The sequence below is a fragment of the Paenibacillus vortex V453 genome (assembly GCF_000193415.1).
Lineage (GTDB): Bacteria > Bacillota > Bacilli > Paenibacillales > Paenibacillaceae > Paenibacillus_AQ > Paenibacillus_AQ glucanolyticus.
Map to the genome: position 1 here is coordinate 121,497 of NZ_ADHJ01000009.1, position 17,975 is coordinate 139,471.

16 protein-coding genes are annotated in these 17,975 nt (G+C 51.2%); 14 read left to right on the plus strand and 2 right to left on the minus strand.

What is annotated here, in order from left to right; translation table 11 throughout:
* Positions 1–62 precede the first annotated feature (62 nt).
* On the minus strand, positions 63–215 hold the full coding sequence (locus tag PVOR_RS30935; RefSeq protein WP_006207904.1) for a hypothetical protein: 153 nt from the start codon (positions 213–215) through the stop codon (positions 63–65).
* A gap of 188 nt (positions 216–403) precedes the next feature.
* A complete protein-coding gene (locus PVOR_RS04525) occupies positions 404–1,273 on the minus strand; it encodes an AraC family transcriptional regulator (protein ID WP_006207905.1) in 870 nt (289 codons plus the stop codon).
* 156 nt (positions 1,274–1,429) lie between these two features.
* Here PVOR_RS04525 and PVOR_RS04530 point away from each other — a divergent pair, with 156 nt between their 5' ends.
* From PVOR_RS04530 to PVOR_RS30540, 14 genes are all read left to right on the plus strand, one after another.
* The gene (locus tag PVOR_RS04530) at positions 1,430–2,824 is read left to right on the plus strand and encodes an MATE family efflux transporter (protein WP_006207906.1); all 1,395 of its coding nucleotides are present in this window, start codon (positions 1,430–1,432) and stop codon (positions 2,822–2,824) included.
* A 154-nt stretch (positions 2,825–2,978) separates the two neighbouring features.
* Entirely contained in the window at positions 2,979–3,521 is a 543-nt protein-coding gene (locus PVOR_RS04535) for an RNA polymerase sigma factor (protein ID WP_006207907.1), read from the plus strand.
* Positions 3,511–4,326, plus strand: coding sequence for a hypothetical protein (locus PVOR_RS04540; RefSeq protein ID WP_006207908.1), 816 nt, complete (start codon positions 3,511–3,513; stop codon positions 4,324–4,326). The genes PVOR_RS04535 and PVOR_RS04540 overlap by 11 nt, the downstream gene beginning before the upstream one ends.
* A gap of 482 nt (positions 4,327–4,808) precedes the next feature.
* Positions 4,809–6,029 (plus strand): asparaginase, encoded by a 1,221-nt coding sequence (locus PVOR_RS04545; protein WP_040680193.1) that lies wholly within the window; start codon positions 4,809–4,811, stop codon positions 6,027–6,029.
* A 191-nt stretch (positions 6,030–6,220) separates the two neighbouring features.
* Positions 6,221–7,597 (plus strand): glycoside hydrolase family 5 protein, encoded by a 1,377-nt coding sequence (locus tag PVOR_RS04550; protein WP_006207910.1) that lies wholly within the window; start codon positions 6,221–6,223, stop codon positions 7,595–7,597.
* Between the two features lie 194 nt (positions 7,598–7,791).
* Entirely contained in the window at positions 7,792–8,832 is a 1,041-nt protein-coding gene (locus tag PVOR_RS04555) for a LacI family DNA-binding transcriptional regulator (protein ID WP_006207911.1), read from the plus strand.
* Positions 8,833–9,159: 327 nt separating this feature from the next.
* Positions 9,160–10,473, plus strand: coding sequence for an ABC transporter substrate-binding protein (locus PVOR_RS04560; RefSeq protein ID WP_006207912.1), 1,314 nt, complete (start codon positions 9,160–9,162; stop codon positions 10,471–10,473).
* An 80-nt stretch (positions 10,474–10,553) separates the two neighbouring features.
* Complete coding sequence (locus PVOR_RS04565) at positions 10,554–11,435, plus strand: carbohydrate ABC transporter permease (protein ID WP_006207913.1); 882 nt, start codon at positions 10,554–10,556, stop codon at positions 11,433–11,435.
* Complete coding sequence (locus PVOR_RS04570) at positions 11,428–12,258, plus strand: carbohydrate ABC transporter permease (protein WP_006207914.1); 831 nt, start codon at positions 11,428–11,430, stop codon at positions 12,256–12,258. Before PVOR_RS04565 ends, PVOR_RS04570 begins: the two co-directional genes overlap by 8 nt.
* Before the next feature lie 16 nt (positions 12,259–12,274).
* Positions 12,275–13,516 (plus strand): Gfo/Idh/MocA family protein, encoded by a 1,242-nt coding sequence (locus PVOR_RS04575; protein ID WP_006207915.1) that lies wholly within the window; start codon positions 12,275–12,277, stop codon positions 13,514–13,516.
* The gene (locus PVOR_RS04580; RefSeq protein WP_006207916.1) at positions 13,513–15,633 is read left to right on the plus strand and encodes an alpha/beta hydrolase family protein; all 2,121 of its coding nucleotides are present in this window, start codon (positions 13,513–13,515) and stop codon (positions 15,631–15,633) included. The genes PVOR_RS04575 and PVOR_RS04580 overlap by 4 nt, the downstream gene beginning before the upstream one ends.
* On the plus strand, positions 15,626–16,900 hold the full coding sequence (locus PVOR_RS04585; protein WP_006207917.1) for a Gfo/Idh/MocA family protein: 1,275 nt from the start codon (positions 15,626–15,628) through the stop codon (positions 16,898–16,900). Before PVOR_RS04580 ends, PVOR_RS04585 begins: the two co-directional genes overlap by 8 nt.
* Positions 16,901–16,930: 30 nt before the next feature.
* Positions 16,931–17,668 (plus strand): glucosamine-6-phosphate deaminase, encoded by a 738-nt coding sequence (locus PVOR_RS04590; protein ID WP_006207918.1) that lies wholly within the window; start codon positions 16,931–16,933, stop codon positions 17,666–17,668.
* Positions 17,669–17,726: 58 nt separating this feature from the next.
* The gene (locus PVOR_RS30540; RefSeq protein WP_155984656.1) at positions 17,727–17,879 is read left to right on the plus strand and encodes a hypothetical protein; all 153 of its coding nucleotides are present in this window, start codon (positions 17,727–17,729) and stop codon (positions 17,877–17,879) included.
* Positions 17,880–17,975 lie beyond the last annotated feature (96 nt).

Here is a 17,975-nt window from a genome sequence, read left to right on the forward strand (position 1 = left end):
GAACTTAGTCGATGGGTGTCTTTCCTATATACAGGATTATGTAATCCTTGTGTCTTCTATATTTACTGGGCGGCTGTTTCCAGCATGGACAGCGTCATTTCCATTTTGCGGGTGATTTCTTTCTGCCATTTCACGTCTCCGAGCTGGATGGCGAGATTCAGCAGGTCCAGATAGTCATCCATTTGCAGAGAACAGCGGCGGGAAGTCGTTTTCATAAGTCAATCGGCTCTCCTTTTATCTATAGACTCTCCAAGCGAAACAGGTGTAACCTCAAGTGTTGCATAGATTCTCAACACATTCTCACTTGTCCGGTAATGATAATCATTATCATGTGGCTAATTCTCATTATAAAGACTTCCCGCACGGGATGCAAGTCACTTTCTCGAATTTGTCGAAAATGATTTTAATTCATAAAGAACCGCTGTCTATATTTCCGCGGAGATATGCCTTCCTGCTTCGTGAAGCAGGAGGTAAAGTAGGCCGCATGGTTGAATCCGACCTCCTCTGCGATACGACTGATATTGAAATCCGTCTGCATCAGCAGCATCTTGGCTTGCTCGATCCGGTAGCGCTGCAAATATTCAACAGGCGAGCAGCCGAATTCCTTCTGCATGCAGCGCGCAATATACACAGGGTGAAAGTTGATGCGGTCACCAAGCTCCTGCACCTTGAATTCCTCACGATAATGCTTCCGCAAATAAGCTGCGGCCCGTTCGGCGCAAGCGGACGAAGGCGAGGATACCGGCGTATCGAGTGAGGCGGCCAGCTGTTCAATGAGCTCTTGAAAAACCACCTGCTGCCGCCATAAAAATTTGGCCTGATGGCCGTACTGAACCAGCGAGGACATGGTTGCCAGCAGCTCCATGGCTTTCTCCGGTTGAGGCAGGGTGCCGAACTGGGGGATTTTGACGGTAAAATAGTTCGGCGCCATCGCTTTCAGCTCCGGCACCTCCTCTTTTCTTGGCGCCTGGACGGTCTCGTCGGCATGCCAGTCCCCGGAGGTCTGGAAATGGAGCCAGTAATAATCGGTCTCTTCGGTACATCCGTTTGTACCAAAATGATGCGTATCGGGCCGCAGGATGAGATACATGCCCGGTTTGATCTCATAGGGATTGCCATTCTCTGTAACATCAAGCCGACCCTTTATGACAACGAGCAGATCGAAAATGCCGATGTTCTTGCGGTTGGGATGTCCACCATGGATGGGAGCCCGGGTGAGACCGCTATTGATATATTCCGGAAGCGGCGGAACGGTGAAATTCAGGATGGTCATAGGAAAGCCCTTTCGTGATCCTCGAGGTTTGAATTTTTATATTTTTCGTTCGGAAAATGATATTATAACTCCAGTATACCATCTATAATTTGAGAAGGTTAAAGACCGTTTTATCATGAATTGTGTTTAACCCTTACATCATGGGTGGAGGTTGGAATGTTGGATAAAAACACAAGCAAATTTACACTATGGGTCCTTGCGTGGCCTATATTTATTGAGCTGTTCCTGCAGTTTCTGCTTGGAGCAGTCGATACATTGATGGTTAGCCGTATATCTGATGACGCGGTTGCGGTGGTAGGCTTCTCCAATCAGCTCTTTCAGGCGATGACAACGCTGTTTATGACAGTTGCCAGCGGTGCCGGTATCCTCATTGCGCAAAAAATCGGCTCCAGCAAATCAGGGGATGCCCGAACGATCGCGATTATGGCACTAAGTGTGACTACCTTAATCGGCATCGTATGCAGCGTGATCTTATTTGCTGTGCCGGAGCAGATTGCCGCTGTGCTTCAATTGCCGGAGAACCTGCTTCCACTTGCCGGCACCTATATCTCGATTGTTGGGGGCGGCATGGTGCTGATTGCCATGATGGCGACGATGAGCACCGTCATTCGCAATACCGGGAACACCCGAGCCCCCATGTACGTAGCCATTGGCATGAACATTATCCACGTGATTATGAACTACGGCTTTATTTTCGGGGCCTTTGGCTTCCCGCAGTGGGGGCTAACCGGTGTGGCAATTTCGACGGTGGTCAGCCGTCTGCTCGCTGTTCTGCTGCTGCTCTATATATTCCTGCGTTCGTTTGAATACCGGGTCAAGTGGAGAGAATTCCGAGTGTTTGACCGTCCGCTGTTTGGCGAGGTATTAAAAATTGGCTGGCCGCTCGGGGTGAATATGTCCTGCTGGGTGTTCTCGCAGCTCATCATTTACACCTTCATTGCTACGCTTGGCGCTGCGGAGCTCGCTGCCCGCACGTATATGAATACACTCGAATCCTTCTGCTTCCTGCTTGGCTCGTCCATCGCGATGGCCGCCCAAATTCAAATTGCCCATCTGTTCGGGGCAGGACGTACGAAGGAGGCCTACCGAAGCGCCTACCGCGCGCTGGGCTTTGGCACGATTTATGTTGTTGTTAACGGCTTTATCTTGTTTGTATTCGGCAAGCAGCTGCTTGGCATGTTTACCAATGATCAGACCATCATCGCAATCGGGGCCTCTCTGCTGGGCATGAACCTGATTCTTCAGCCGGGCAAAATGCTCAACATGGCACTAGGCAACTCACTCAATGCTGTGGGCGATACGAGGTTCACGATGTATATTTCCCTTGGTTCGATGTGGCTGGTCGCCACGGTGCTGTCCTACGTGCTCGGCGTTCATATGGGCTGGGGACTGATCGGTATCTATTCGTGCATGATCGCTGACGAATATCTGAGAGGTGCGCTGTCTTACTTCCGCTGGCGCAATCAGAAGTACCTGCGCAAGGCAGAGCAGCAGGCAGAGCCGATGAACCATCACACGACCCCAATCGAGCCGATACCGGCACAGGTGTAATTTCAGGGTATAATATTGATAAAGGATACTTCGGCCGTGCGGCATCGAGGTATTCTTTTTTTGTGAGATACTAAAAAAATAAATATCGAAAACTTTTCTCCGGCATGGCAGGGTATTATAAGTGATTGGCCAAGTGGAAGGAGGGAAACACGGTTTGGTACATGACCTTATACAACGACTAAAAACAGAATACAGCGATGAAGGTTTTGAAGAGCTATACCGGTTATATGCGGATCGGGCGATTCGCACGGCAACGGCGGTAACCGGAAGTGCGGCAAGCGCTGCCGATGTGGTCCAGGAAACCTTTATCCGGGTTTACCGCAATCTGGGGTCCTATGATTTGAGCAGGCCCTTCGATCCGTGGTTCAACCGGATTCTCTACAACGAGTGCAACCGGTATTTGAAGAAACATTCGAGGATGGTGCCCTCCGAGATTTCGGAGGAGCGGGATCTTCCTTCGGAAACCGACACCTACGATTTCGACCGGCATGGTGAGGTATACGAGATGGTACAGCGGCTTGATGACGAGCATCGGATCCCGGTGATTCTGAAATATTTGAATGATTTTGCCGAGAAGGATATTGCCGACATGATGGAGCTGAACGTCAACACGGTGAAATCCAGATTGTTCAGAGCAAGAAAGAAGTTAAAGGAATGGATGCTGCAAAAAAGGGGAGGGAATCAGCATGGGACGTGATCCATTGGATAAACAGCTTAAAGACAGCTTAGAGAAGGGTACGGATGATGCGATGCAATATAAAGATGAGATATGGACGTCGATTAAAGAGCGTATTCATAGTGAGCCTGCGCCGCAAAAGGCCGAATCCGAAGCGCCATTCACTCCGCGCGAGTCGAAGGTAAGGCGCCGGCCTCGGCGAAGAGCTGCCGGCTGGATCGTGGGAACCGCAGCCGCAGCAGCGATCGTGTTTGCCGTCAGTTTTCAGACGGTGCCTGTCCAGGCTTTTATCGATCAGGTGAAGGAATGGTTTGCTCCAGAGAAAACGGTGGAGCAGGAGCTTGAAGGGATGCCGGAAACGAGTGTGGATTCCTTGCATGAGGGTGCGGATTACGTGATTTATATAGATGAGAGCCGGTTTAAGATGGTTCATGGAGCGGACGTTGACCGCATTGAATTGAAGGAGAAGCCGACGGATGGCCGCTATCCGGAAGTGTTCATGGAAATCTCGCAGGAGGGCATCGACCCTAAAGCTGCAGCGGAGCGAATCCAGGGTGAGCTGCAAGACTATCCGAAGGTAGAGTCGAATCTGGTCGAGGAACCGGTTCAAGGCTGGGAAGTGCGTGCCATTGGCGGAACCGGCGGTAAAGAGTGGGACGATCCGGTAGTGCGGTATTATGTTTTTGATAACGGGCAGGGCGGCAGCTTTGTTGTGAAGCAGCAGTATTTCCTGGAGGCCTCGGAAGGCTTCGGCGTACGTTTCCGGAACATGATGGAAGAGTTCCATATTACCTCGAATACAAATACAAAGGACGATAAAGAGTAAGGATTATGAATAAAATTAGAATGATGTTGATAGCGTCAGTGTCAGCCCTTGTTATGGGAGGATGCAGCAATGAAACCGCCTTTGGCAGATTGAGGCCGAAGCGTATTCGCTGAATGAAGCAAACCTGCGATGTTGTCGGATTAACATGGATAAAGAGTGAGTTGCAAAAGGATAGTCCAACCGGATGGTGTGGGCTATCCTTTTTTTATTCAATGATAAATACATCGCCTTATATGTAATGTTATATAACACATTGATAAGGTTTATATATAAATAGAAGCCCTCCCGAATCTTGGGATTTAATATTTTCAATTTGTTGAAAATGGCTAAAAATATAAGAATATCGTTTCATATCTCTATTTGTAAACGCTTTTTCTATTACATGTCAATTTTGTTATATTAACTAACATTAAATAGAATAACGCTAACGAATACATATTATTGAGTCAGTTAATATGACATAAACATCAAAGGAGAGTGCAATGATGAAACCAAAGTCAAAACGTCCCATAGCCGTCTGGAGTACCGCTGCAATAACTGCTTTTGTTATTTCCTTATCCCCGATCGGAAGTTATGCGGCGCACGCTGCTGCGGTGACGGAAGTCAAGGGAACGGTTAGTACGCCAGCCCCTGCACAGACCCCTGCGGCGCCTGGAAGAAATACGACGGTTCCTCCATTATCGCAAGCTGCCAAGCAGTCGGCGAAACCTAATGTTCTGGTAGTTGCGACAGGCGGGACATTGGCAGGCCAATCGACAGATGCCACCAGCTTCCAATCTTACCGGGCGGGTACGCTGAAGATTGAAGACATGGTGGGTGAACTCCCGAACACGGACAAGATTGCGGATATCAGCACTCTCCAGTTCGGCAACTCCGGATCCAGCGCCTATACGATGGCGGACTTGTATGATCTATCCCAGACCGTCGACCAAGCCCTGAAGGTGTATGACAGCGTTGTTGTCACAACGGGAACAGATACGATGGAAGAGATTGCGTACTTCCTTGATCTGACCGTGCAAAGCGATAAGCCTGTGGTGATTACAGGCTCCATGAGACCTTGGACGGTTATCGGTTCCGATGCCCAAGCGAACCTGTACAATGCCATCAAGCTTGCCGGAAGCGGCCGCACAGAATCCTTCGGTACCGTGCTCATGCTGAATGATACGATCCATCTGGCGCGCGGCGTAACCAAAACCAATGACTACCGCACCGACACTTTCGAAACGCCGATGCTCGGCGCAGTCGGATATATCGACGATGAGAATATACGGATATATCGTGCCCCGCTTCGTGCAATGAAGGCAGAGGGAGAAGGGAAGCCGGTATTTGACCTGAGCAAAATCACGAAAGCGGATTTGGCGAAGGTTGAGATTGCGGTTTCCTATCAGGAAGCTGGCGGCGGCGCGATTAAAGGCTTTGTTGCCGACGGAGCAAAAGGCATCGTCACTTCCGGTACCGGCGCAGGCGGTATCTCGAGAGAGATGAGTGCGGCCCGTAAAGAAGCGATCGAGAAGGGGGTGGTTTTCGTAACAACGACCCGGACAGGCTCCGGTAGCGTATACGGCGGCGGGGAAGGCATCATTTCAGGTGACAACCTGAGTCCTCAACAAGCGCGTGTGCTGCTGCAGCTCTCCCTGTCCTTTACAGATGATTTCAATACCATCAAAGGCTGGTTTGCAACTTACGGAACGCCTGAAGTGTAATCTCAGTCATTTTTTAGCTGCTCCTTATTCCTACTGAACGATGAAGTTCCTTCCTCCACCATATATTTTGCCGCCAGGGATACCCTGGCGGTCTTTTTTTGTGCATGCAGACAGCAGTAAGACCAATGGGCATGATGGATTGTCACATTCGTGTAACAAACCGGGGTTAGAGTAGGTTCTGAGGTGATGATATGAAAATACAATTCAAAAAAAGAAACGCAGGAGGTATTTCGCAACGCGTTAGTTCCCAAAGTGCGGTAAGGCACCGGGTGAAGAGGCGCTGGAGAGCCTCCGGGCTGCTCCTCCTGGCATCCATTGTAATGCTCGTAGCCGGATGCGGTGAACCCGCTCCTAACACCAAGCCCCCGGTAAATGGGGAGAATGGATCTGGGCAAATACAAGAGGAGCCCAAGGGCAAAATTACATTTTGGAACCAGCAGCGCAAAGGGACAAACTTTATGAACTCCGAATCGCTGCCGGAGAATTACGAAGCCGCCAAGGAACGTTATATCGAGTTTATTCGGCTTGCCCCGGACAAATGGGCCAAGGACCGTGATTTTCTGTTTAATGACCAGCCGGACTTGAAGCCGGACCGTGACTTCCTTATTGGGAATGCAGATCAATATGAAGGTTTGGTGGAGGAGGATTTTGCTAAATTAAAGGGCGATCTGGATGCGGCTGAAGCTCGCGGCTCCAAAGTAGTGCTGACTGTCCTCAGTCTCCCGGGAGACCGCTGGAGGCAGTTTAATAACAAGAAGAACGATGATCGGATATGGGAAGATGAAGCTTATCATGAACAAGCAGCACTTTTCTGGAGAGATCTTGCAAGCCGATTGAAGGATCACCCGGCGGTGATTGGTTACAATCTGATCAACGAGCCGCATCCCGAAACGGCGACGGGCTTTCACGATTTCTGGACTGAGGATTATGCCGAATGGTATAAGGGGGTTGAGGGCACAGCCGCAGACTTGAACAAGCTGTACGATACTATCGTCAAGGCCATTCGAACGGTGGATTCCGACACACCCATTATTTTAAACTCGGGCCTATATGCCACGCCGTGGGCATTCCAATATTTGAAGCCGGTGCAGGATGATAACGTGTTATACGCTTTCCATATGTATGAGCCTTATGAACTGACAAGTCAGAACAAGAAAAAGGGCCTTGCAATTGAATATCCGGGAAAAGTGAAGGTTGGAGAACAGCAAACAGAAAAGGAATTCAACAAAGAAACTTTAAAACAATTTCTGGAGCCCGTTGCCAAATGGGCGGCTGAACATAACGTTCCTGCCAATCGGATTATTGCCGAGGAGTTCGGGATTAACCGGATGGTAACCGGAGCAGATCAATATCTAGCCGATTTGATATCCATATTTAACGAATATGGCTGGCATTGGGCGTTCTACGCATTCAGAGAAGACACTTGGGACGGGATGGATTACGAGATGGGAGATAAAAAGCCGAATTGGAAGTACTGGGAGGCAATTGAAAAGGGAGAGCAGCCGCCTCGAATAGAGATCGACAGTCCGATGTGGGATGCTCTGAAAGAGGGACTTGATAAGCAGTAGTTGCCGAAAAATGTTAAATAGAGAAATGGCGGTGCTCAGGGTAATCCTTGTACCGCCATTTCAATTTATCAGTCTGCTGCCGCTTGACTGAGTAAGTTGATGGGCAAACGAAAGTCCTCCAGCTTCTATTGCTTTCTATGTCAGCTATTTGTATACTTTACTATAGTAAACGATTACTACAAGTGAGGGATACTATGAAGAAGCCGACCACGATACATGATATAGCCAAGATGGCAAACGTTTCTTCGGCGACGGTTTCACGCGTGTTGAGCAACAGCAGCTATCCTGTCAGCAAGGAGCTTAAGGAGCGTATCCAGCAAATCGCGAAGGAATCCAATTATATCCCGAATATGCTGGGTAAACAGCTGAAGAAGAATAGCAGCAATACGATCGGAGTCATCATTCCTTCTATTGTGAATCCGTTTTATTCTTCCGTCATTTTCGGGATCGAAGAGGTAGCCCGGCAGAATAACTTTACCGTTATCGTGTGCAATTCCTTGCAAGATCCTGCGCTGGAGGATGAATATTTAAGGACGATCATGGAGAAACAGGTCAAGGGCTTGATTATCTCCTCGATTTCCAAGGACAAGAGTCAACTGACACAATTGATGAAGCTTGGCTTGAATGTCATCGCAATTGACCAGAAGATCGATGAGGACAACGTCAATCAGATTGAGTTCGACTACCATAAAGCAGGCTACCTGGCGACCAAGCATCTGCAGGAGAAGGGGCATGAACGCATTGGTTATGTTACTTCCAAGCTGGATCGTCCTAGCCGCCGAAGCATTCACCAGGGTTACATGTCGGCCATGAAGGACGCGGGTTTGAAGCCGCTGGTGGTCGAGTCTCAGACTGAGGAAGTGTACAATGCCATCACCGAATTCGATACCGGCAAGCAGCTGACGCAGAAATTGCTGGAGCACTCGCCGCAGCCGACGGCGATTTTTGCATGCAATGACATGATGGCCTTCGGTGTGATCAACGAGCTGTCCCAGCGCGATATTCAGGTGCCGGAGCAGGTTTCGGTTATGGGGTTTGACGGCATCGACGTGGGACAGATGATTCATCCGCCGCTCACGACGATTAAGCAGCCAGATTATGAGATGGGGAAGATGGCCTGCAAAATGCTGCTGGATATGATGCAGGGCGATGACAGCCCGATGTTTGACGTGATGCTTCAACCTAAGCTGCTGGAGAGAAAGTCGATCCGGGATATCCGGGGCGAGGGGAAATGATGCAGCGGAATAAAGCCTGAGCAGGTATTGCTCGGGCTTTATTTTTTGCGTTAAAAAGATATCGATTACTGAATAATGACTTGATCCCATTCAGTAACAACATGTGGAAAACTATGCCTAATAAACCTCGTAATACCTTATACAAAGCCTGACCTCGGACTTGTGAAATAAAAATCATTATTTAGATAATAGAAAACTCTATTCAAGAAAGGGCTTCCATGTTATACTCGGTACAGAAATCGATTACTATAAATTTTAAAACATTTGGAATGAGCTGGAGCAGAAAACACGCAATCCTATTTTTAAACAAAAAAAGGAGGGTTTTCAATGTCGAAGAAGTTTAGTGCGATCTCCCTGATGCTGGCGTTTATGATGATTTTCAGCGCATGCTCCTCATCCGGCGGGTCAACCGATGGGGAGGCATCACCTGATCAATCAACAGACAATAAAGAGAAAGTGACCCTGAAGATTGGGCTGCCTGGAAGCTACGAGGTGACGAGCAAGGAAATTATCGATGGATTTATAACCTCCCATCCGCACATTAACGTTGAAATTCAAGAAGCGCCGTGGGGGGACTTCACATCCAAGATCGCCACACAAATCGCAGGCAACACGATGCCGGATGTCTGGTTCCAAGAGAACGCTACCATACTTAGCTACGGACAGCGCGGTGTAGCAGAGGATCTATCCTCCTACATTGAAGCGGATCTGAAGGCAGACGAATATATCGACGGTTTGTTCTCGGCCAAGGCACCCGACGGCAAGGTCTGGGGTGTGCCTCATGGCATTAATCCGATTGCACTCGCGTATAACCAGGATGTTTTCGAGAAAGCTGGCGTCGCGGTGCCGACGGATGACTGGACCTATAACGATCTGATCGAAGCCTCCAAGGCACTGACGGTCAAGGAAGGAGACAGAACGAGTCAATTCGGATTTATCGGATCGTTCTCCATAACCAACGGATGGTTCCCTTGGATCAAGCAGGCAGGCGGATCCGCACTGGATGATACCTTGACGAAATCGCGGTTTGACGACCCCAAGACTGCAACCGGGCTGCAGCAGTTGTACGATGGGCTGGACCAGGGATATTTTGCGGACATCGACTTTCTGAAAGCGAACGGCGGCGAGCTCGAAGTATTTGCAAGCGGCAAGGCGGCGATGTATTTCCTCCAATACAGTTTGCAGGTGAATATGAACGAGAGCTTTGCGGATACGAACTGGGATGTTGTCAAAATTCCGAAAGGCGTTGACGGCAAGCGTTATGTTCCGATGGTAGCCAACACCTGGCTTGTCTCCTCCAGAGCGAAGCAGGAATCCAAGGGTGCTGCCTGGGAGTTCCTGAAATATTACCTCAGCGACGAAGTACAGGACATGATCGTCAAGACGGGTTCCACATTGCCTGTGAAGAAGTCAGCGTTGGATCAATTGAAGGACAGTACAACGAAACCGCTGAACAAGGCAGCTTTCACGGACGGCATTGATGAAGGCGGCGTTACCTTGGATGAAAATGCTACCTGGAGCGAATGGCGCATTCTGGTGCAGCAGGTGGTCAATGAAATCATGGTAGGCAATGTTTCAGTTGAGGACGGCGCGAAAGATATTCATACCAAGGTTCAGGAAGTGCTGGACTCCAGTAAATAGCTTCATGGGATCAGAGCGGGTGCAGTCTTGACGAAGTAGCGGATTGCACCTCTTTCCCGCTATCGAAAGGTAGGTGTGTCATGCAGAAACAAGGATACTGGGGCTATATATTCACATTGCCATTTGTCGTTAACGTCGTGGTATTCCTCTTATTTCCGATTGTGTTCTCCACGTATATTTCCTTCACGGAGTGGGATTTGTTTAACGCGCCAAGATGGATCGGGCTGGACAACTGGGTTCGCGTCTTGAACAAACATGAGTTCTGGGTGTCCATCCGAAATGTATTTGTGTTTGCGCTCATTTTCGTACCGATTCAGACAATCATGGCGTTTGTGATCGCCTTTATGCTGAATCAGGCCATTCGGGCCAAGGGATTGTTCCGCCTGTTCTACTTCCTGCCCGTCGTAACCCCGTGGATCGCCGGTGGCGTGGTATGGGTATGGATGTTCAACTACCAATACGGTGTCATCAACTGGGCACTGGAATCCATGGGGCTCGACCCTGTGAAATGGATTGATAGCAGTAATTGGCTGATGGTGATCTCCAGCATCGCAATCGTTCAGGTCTGGAAGGGTGTAGGACAATCCATGATCATGATTCTGGCAGGCATGCAAAATGTTCCGAAGGAGGTGCTGGAAGCCTCGCAAATCGACGGCGCCAATGGCTGGAAGCAGCTGACGAAGGTTGTGTTCCCGATGGTAACGCCGATGGTGTATCTCGTGATGATTTTGTCGACCATATCGGCGTTTCAGGCATTTGATGTGTTCCTCGGTTTGTTCGGGTCCATCACCACGGGGATCCCGGAACGGAATATGGTTCCGAATCTGCTGGTGTACCGGGATGCGTTCCTGCTCTTCAAAATGGGCCCTGCATCCGCCACGGCGTGGCTGCTGTTTGTCATCATTCTAGTCTTCACCCTGTTCCAGAAGTATTTCGAGAAGAAGTGGGTGCACTATGACTAAGACCACTCACCCCTTACTTAAGGTGCTTATGTACCTGCTGCTGATCGTTGGTTCGGTGTTTATGGTGTTCCCATTCATATGGATGTTGTCTACGTCGCTGAAAACGGTAGGCGCCATTTCGCAGATGCCGCCGCAGTTAATCCCGAATCCGATGAATTGGGATAACTATATGACGATATGGAACAAAATCGACTTCGGTCGTTACACCATGAACAGTTTTTTCATCGTTTCGATCGAGATGGTAGGTTCCTTGGTCTCCAGCGCATTTGTGGCCTTTGGGCTTGCGATGTTCACCTTCCGTCTGCGGGGTCTCATCTATATGATCATGCTGGCAACCTTGATGATACCGTCTCAAGTGACGATGATTCCAACCTATTTCATCTGGAAAGAATTTGGCGCATTGAACTCGTATTACCCTTTGATTGTGCCCAGCTTTCTGGGCGGGGCGTTCGGTATTTTCCTGATGCATCAGTTCATCAAGTCCTTGCCTAAAGAGCTGTATGAATCGGCTACGATTGATGGCTGCAGCCCTCCGGGCATATTCTTCAAAATCTATCTGCCGCTGTGCAAGCCGGCACTGGCTGCGCTGGGGGTATTCACCTTCATGGGCGCGTGGAACAACACGCTGGGACCCTTGATTTACTTGCAAGACAAGGAATTATATACACTGCCGCTCGGCTTGCTCTACCTGAAATCGGAGAATGTCAACCAAGCGCTGCTGATGGCAGGGGCCGTCATTACGACACTGCCTGTTGTCTTGGTTTATCTGTTCGCGCAGAAGCAATTTGTTCAGGGTATCGCTTCGACAGGGCTGAAGGGCTGAAGGAGGAACTTACGACATGAAGAAGTACGTGCTGGTCGGCGCTGGATCCAGAGCGCTGTATATGTTTGCTAAGCCGATGGTAACGGACTGGAGTCACATCGCGGCCTTTGAAGGCGTATATGATGCCAATCCGCTGCGGGCGCGCTTTCTTAGCGAGGAGTGCGGAGGAATTCCCGTATATGACGATTTCCACGGGATGATCGCGGCTGCGAAGCCGGATGTGGTCATCGTGGCGAGTACGGATTATACGCACCACACTTATATCGTGCAAGCTTTGAGCGCCGGGTGTGATGTCATCAGCGAGAAGCCGATGACGATTGATGAAGACAAATGCCGTGAAATTCTGCAAGCGGAGCAGGCGAGCGGCAAGAAGGTGACGGTCACCTTCAACCTGCGGTTTGCGCCATATTTTGCAGCCGTGAAGGAACTGCTGCTTCAAGGGGCGATCGGCGAGATCTACCACATGGATCTGGAGTGGTTTCTGGACCGAAGACATGGAGCGGATTACTTCCGCAGATGGCATGCCGAGATGAAGAACAGCGGCGGACTGCTGGTGCACAAGTCCACGCATCACTTTGACATCATGAACTGGTGGATGGACAGCCGTCCCGCTGAAGTGCATGCTTTCGGAACGAGACGGGTGTATGGTGACGATCGGCAGGAGCATGGAGCAAGGTGCCTGACCTGTCACCGGAAAGCCGATTGCGAGTTCTATATGGATATCGAGAAGGACCCGTTCATTGAACAATACTATCATCAGGCTGAAGAAGAGGACGGATATATTCGGGACCGCTGCCTGTTCGACAGCCGGATCGATATTTACGATACGATGTCGGTCAACGTCCGGTATGACAATGATGCGATGCTCACCTATTCCCTGGTCGCATACAGCCCGTATGAGGGATGGCGCGCCGCAATCAACGGCAGTAAAGGGCGAATTGAAGTCTCAAATATATACAGTAATGCGGATATGAAGCAAGGGGAAGCAAGCAGGATTCATATTTACCGAACCGATGGCTCCGAGGAGGTTGTAGAGGTTAATACCTCGGCCGCCGGTCATGGTGGCGGTGATGCGAAGCTGCGCAAGGCGCTGTTTGAAGGGGGAATTGACGACCCGCTAGGGCAGCAAGCGGATAGCTCGGTAGGCGCGGAATCCCTTCTGATCGGCGCTACGGCCAACCGCTCCATTGCCGAAGGCAGGGCCCTTACGCTCCCGGATATATCACCGAATTTCGTTAATGGGAGCTCGTTGAGATGAACAGCGTGCAGGAACTGGAGCAGTATATCTGTACTTTATATGACACGCGGGATCAGTTGAAGACGCATGTATTTGACCGCTCCGATGCTGCATTTGCAGCCGGGGACGCCATACGGGATGCCATCGTCACGCCCGAGGCGGCAAGAGTGCGACAGGTGGAGATCAGGGAGGCTTTCCTGAGGTCCATCGGCGGGCTTCCCGATGTCTCTGCGAATCCGGAAACGGAGGAAGGGCCGACAACCGGGGAGGATAAATCGCTTGACAGCGCTCCGCTTAAGGGACGTTCGATCCGGAAGGCGAGGGGGTTCGGTGAAGCGTCAGGTGTCAGATCGGATCCCTTCCTTAAGGGGCGCACGACCGGTGTGACTCGTGGGGCTGGCTTTCAGGTAGAGAAAGTCGTGTTTGAGTCCAGTCCGGGATATTATGTCACCTCGAATCTGTACCTGCCCGATCATCGGGAGGAGCGGTCCGCGGCCGTCCTCTTCCTGAGCGGTCACGAGTTCGAAGGCAAGCACAACGCTTATTATCAGCGTGTCATCCAGCAATTTGTCCGGGCGGGCCTGATTGTGATGGCTATCGATCCGATAGGACAGGGAGAGCGCCTTAGCTTCTGTAACTCGGAGGAGAAGGAAGGGAGCCGCATTTGGGGCACGCAAGAGCATCAGCAATGCGGGTTTCAGTGTCACTGGCTCGGAGACAGCATTGCACGCTATTTCGTTCATGATGCCATGCGGGCCGTGGATTATTTGTGCGAGCGGCCTGAGGTGGATGAGGCAAGGATTGGCGTAACGGGAAACTCCGGCGGCGGAACCCAGACGGCCATGATGATGGTCTGCGATGAACGCATTGCGGCGGCAGCTCCCGCCACCTTCATCATGAACCGGCAGCTGTATATGCATGCCGGGGGCGTGCAGGATGCCGAGCAGGTATGGCCGGGATTAACCAGACTTGGTTATGACCATGAGGATCTGCTCATCGCTTTTGCGCCGAAGCCGCTGCTTGTGCTGGCGGTGGAATATGATTTCTTCCCGATTGAAGGTACGCGGCGTACCGTTGATCGCAGCCGGCGTTTCTGGGAGCTGCTGGGTCACCCAGACCATGTGCAGCTTGTGACCGATGCCTCCACGCATCGCTATACGGACCGATTGGCAGAGGCCGCGGCAGCATTTTTTGTTCAGCATCTTCAGGTGAGGGTGAATGCAGCTTATGAAATGAAGATAGAGGCATTGCCGTCGGAAAATCTGTGGTGCTGCTCCAGCGGTCAGGTGTACCGGGATTATGCGGATGCAAGATCGATCAGGAATTTCAATGAGGATCGCTGCGATCGACTGGCCCAGGCGCGGTCCTTGCTGCCCACGCAGCAAAGACAGGATCAAGCAAGGAAGTGGCTGCAGGAGAGGATCTACGCTTTCCGCAAGCCTTGCGAATTGAATCCGCGCGTGATCCGGCTAGGCGTGGTGGAGGGTCTTGAGGCCGATTACCGTCTGTGGTGGTCGCAGGAAGGCATCATGAACAGCGGTTATGTATTCCGACTTGCCGGGGGTGCAGTCGGGCGAAAACAGCCGTTGACCGTTGCTGTTTGGCGGGGAGGGACCCGCCGATTGAAGGAGCACTGGGAATGGATTCAGGAGACGTGTCGATCCGGCTGCGCTGTACTGGTGCTGAATACGTCCGGGGTCGGTCCCCATGAGCCTTATCCGATATACGGAAAGCCTGCACATTCCTATTTCGGGGTGCTGCATAAGCTGGCCGATGATCTGATCTGGCTCGGGGATAGCCTTGCCGCACTGCGCACGTTCGATGTACTTCGATGTGTAGAAGCCGTCTCGCACTTTGATGAATGGCAGGGAGGAGTCATCCCGTTCTATGCCGTGGGACGGGAAGGGCTTTACGTGCAGCTTGCGGCTGTGATCGATCCGGGGATTGGACAGGTTAAGGCCGTTGACTCTTTGAGCAGCATCTCGAAGTTGGCCAGTGCACGGCAGCTTGAGGAAGAGGGAGCGATGAGCGTTGTGTTTCCCGGCATGTTGAAGGTGCTTGATCTTCCCGAGCTAAACGAACCGCAGGGCGATGACCGCGGGCAACGAGAGAGAAAGGAAGTGGAAGGACATGAGTAAATCAAAACCACTGACCGTCACACTGATCGGAGCCGGACTCCGGGGCATGATCTATAGCAGTTATGCACTCCAGCGGCCGGATGAGATGCGGATTGTGGCGGTTGCCGATCCGGATGAGGTGCGGCGAAGCCGCTGCCAGGCCAAGTTCGGGCTGGCCGATGAGCGATGCTTTACGAGCTGGGATGAGCTGTTTGCAAGGCCGCGGCAATCGGATGCCGTCTTTATCTGCACAAGGGATCGGGATCATTATGAGCCGACCATGAAGGCGCTGGCGGCGGGATACCATGTGCTAGTGGAGAAGCCGATGTCGCCGGAATGGCAGGAATGCATCGATATGGGCCGGCAGGCGGAAGCCTATGACCGTACGCTAACGATCTGCCATGTTCTTCGGTACGCCCCCTTTTTCCAGGAGGTTAAGCGGCTGCTCGATGAAGGACGGATCGGCCGTTTGATGTCGATCCAGCATAATGAGAACGTCGGCTACTGGCATCAGGCGCACTCGTACGTGCGTGGATATTTCAATAACACCGAGTCCTCCAGCCCGATGATTCTGGCGAAATCCTGTCATGATCTCGACATCATGCAATGGCTGGCCGGAGGCCAATGCCTGAGTGTGGCATCCTATGGCCATCTGTCTCATTTTCGCCCGGAATCCGCTCCGCCCGGCGCGCCGAAGCGCTGCCTGGACGGATGTCCGGTGTCTCATGAATGCCAGTATTATGCGCCGAACACCTATCTGATCGAGAACGCAGGCTGGAAGGGCGAGGCGGCAAGCAACGATCCAAGTTATGAGGCCCGTTACCAAGCGATGCTGGAGGGGCCTTTTGGCCGGTGCGTCTATCATTGCGATAACGATGTCGTGGACCATCAGGTGGTCAGCATGGAGTTCGAGCATGACATTACGGCCGTGTTCACGATGAGTGCATTCACGGAAAAATGCAACCGCACGATCAAGCTTATGGGTACCGAAGGCGAGATTCGAGCCACGATGGAGACCAATGAAATCGAGATCCGCCGCTTTGGCAGCGGCAAGTCGGAAGTGATTCAACTCGTCGATCCGGAAGGCCATGTAGGCCATGGCGGCGGGGATATGCGCTTGATCCAGGATTTTGTGAAGTCGGTGGGGTCCCAGGGCCAGCATGACAGCTCCACTTCGGCCAAGGCGTCGATACAGAGCCACCTGATGGCGTTTGCCGCCGAGCGTTCCCGAGTAGAGAAGCGCATGGTGAGGCTGGAGGAATTTTTGCATAGCGGCGCTCTGGCTTGAATTTCTGTACAACAAGGAGGAATTATCATTATGCAGTTGAACATATTGGAGCATGCGGAGCAAGCAGGTTTAGAGGCAGCCCGCGCTTGCGAGGCCATTCTTCGCGATACGATCGCGGAAAAAGGAAGTGCGCGCATCGTCCTGTCAACAGGCGCGTCACAGTTTGAGTTTTTGTCGCATTTTGTGAAGCTGGATATGGAATGGAATAAGATCGAGATGTTCCATTTGGATGAATATATCGCACTGCCGGAATCTCACCCCGCGAGCTTCCGTAAATATTTGAAGGAACGCTTTCTGGCCTACGCGAATGTCGGCAAGGCATGGCTGATTAACGGCGAAGGCGATCCTGAGGACATGGTGAAGCGGTTGAATGAGGAAATTGTGAAAGCGCCTGTGGATCTGGCCTTGATTGGAATCGGAGAAAATGCGCATATTGCCTTTAATGATCCGCCGGCTGATTTTGATAACGAGTCGCCTTATACAATCGTGAACCTGAGCGATACGTGCAAGAACCAGCAGGTTAGGGAGGGCTGGTTTGCATCGAATGAGAAAGTGCCTCAGCAAGCGATTACGATGACGGTCAAACAGATTTTGAAGAGCCGCCATATCGTATCGGTTGTGCCTCATCAGGCAAAGGCGGCTGCTATTCTGAATACCATTCAAGGCGGAGTAGATAACCAGGTGCCCGCCACGATATTGAAGACCCATCCAAGCTGGATGCTGTATCTGGATAAAGCATCGGCAGCGCCGATTTATCAGTGGGCTTAATTATTCAGATTAGGGATGCTGGTGTAATGCGTGCAGAGCTGCTGATTCCGTTATACGAGTGTGTAAACCATCCGGTGTGCTCGGCAGCATGAAAAGAGCGCGCAAAGCGGGTGAACCGAAAGTTATGCTCATCTGTTCTCTGTCTGGAGCGGAGGAGCATGTCGATGAAGCCATGATCACCGCTTCCGCTGCCTGGGAAAGCGTCATATGAACAAACCTGTGAGGGTAATTGTGTAATTTAATGAACTTGCACAGATATCGAGTTCATTTATGCGAAGAACAAGTATAGAACAGTTAGGGGGACGCC

Excerpts from the sequence above, each read along its gene's own strand:
- PVOR_RS30935 (WP_006207904.1), bottom strand. The coding sequence starts at position 215 with ATGAAAACGACTTCCCGCCGCTGTTCTCTGCAAATGGATGACTATCTG.
- PVOR_RS04525 (WP_006207905.1), bottom strand. The coding sequence starts at position 1,273 with ATGACCATCCTGAATTTCACCGTTCCGCCGCTTCCGGAATATATCAAT.
- PVOR_RS04530 (WP_006207906.1), top strand. The coding sequence starts at position 1,430 with ATGTTGGATAAAAACACAAGCAAATTTACACTATGGGTCCTTGCGTGG.
- PVOR_RS04540 (WP_006207908.1), top strand. The coding sequence starts at position 3,511 with ATGGGACGTGATCCATTGGATAAACAGCTTAAAGACAGCTTAGAGAAG.
- PVOR_RS04545 (WP_040680193.1), top strand. The coding sequence starts at position 4,809 with ATGATGAAACCAAAGTCAAAACGTCCCATAGCCGTCTGGAGTACCGCT.
- PVOR_RS04550 (WP_006207910.1), top strand. The coding sequence starts at position 6,221 with ATGAAAATACAATTCAAAAAAAGAAACGCAGGAGGTATTTCGCAACGC.
- PVOR_RS04555 (WP_006207911.1), top strand. The coding sequence starts at position 7,792 with ATGAAGAAGCCGACCACGATACATGATATAGCCAAGATGGCAAACGTT.
- PVOR_RS04560 (WP_006207912.1), top strand. The coding sequence starts at position 9,160 with ATGTCGAAGAAGTTTAGTGCGATCTCCCTGATGCTGGCGTTTATGATG.
- PVOR_RS04565 (WP_006207913.1), top strand. The coding sequence starts at position 10,554 with ATGCAGAAACAAGGATACTGGGGCTATATATTCACATTGCCATTTGTC.
- PVOR_RS04570 (WP_006207914.1), top strand. The coding sequence starts at position 11,428 with ATGACTAAGACCACTCACCCCTTACTTAAGGTGCTTATGTACCTGCTG.
- PVOR_RS04575 (WP_006207915.1), top strand. The coding sequence starts at position 12,275 with ATGAAGAAGTACGTGCTGGTCGGCGCTGGATCCAGAGCGCTGTATATG.
- PVOR_RS04580 (WP_006207916.1), top strand. The coding sequence starts at position 13,513 with ATGAACAGCGTGCAGGAACTGGAGCAGTATATCTGTACTTTATATGAC.
- PVOR_RS04585 (WP_006207917.1), top strand. The coding sequence starts at position 15,626 with ATGAGTAAATCAAAACCACTGACCGTCACACTGATCGGAGCCGGACTC.
- PVOR_RS04590 (WP_006207918.1), top strand. The coding sequence starts at position 16,931 with ATGCAGTTGAACATATTGGAGCATGCGGAGCAAGCAGGTTTAGAGGCA.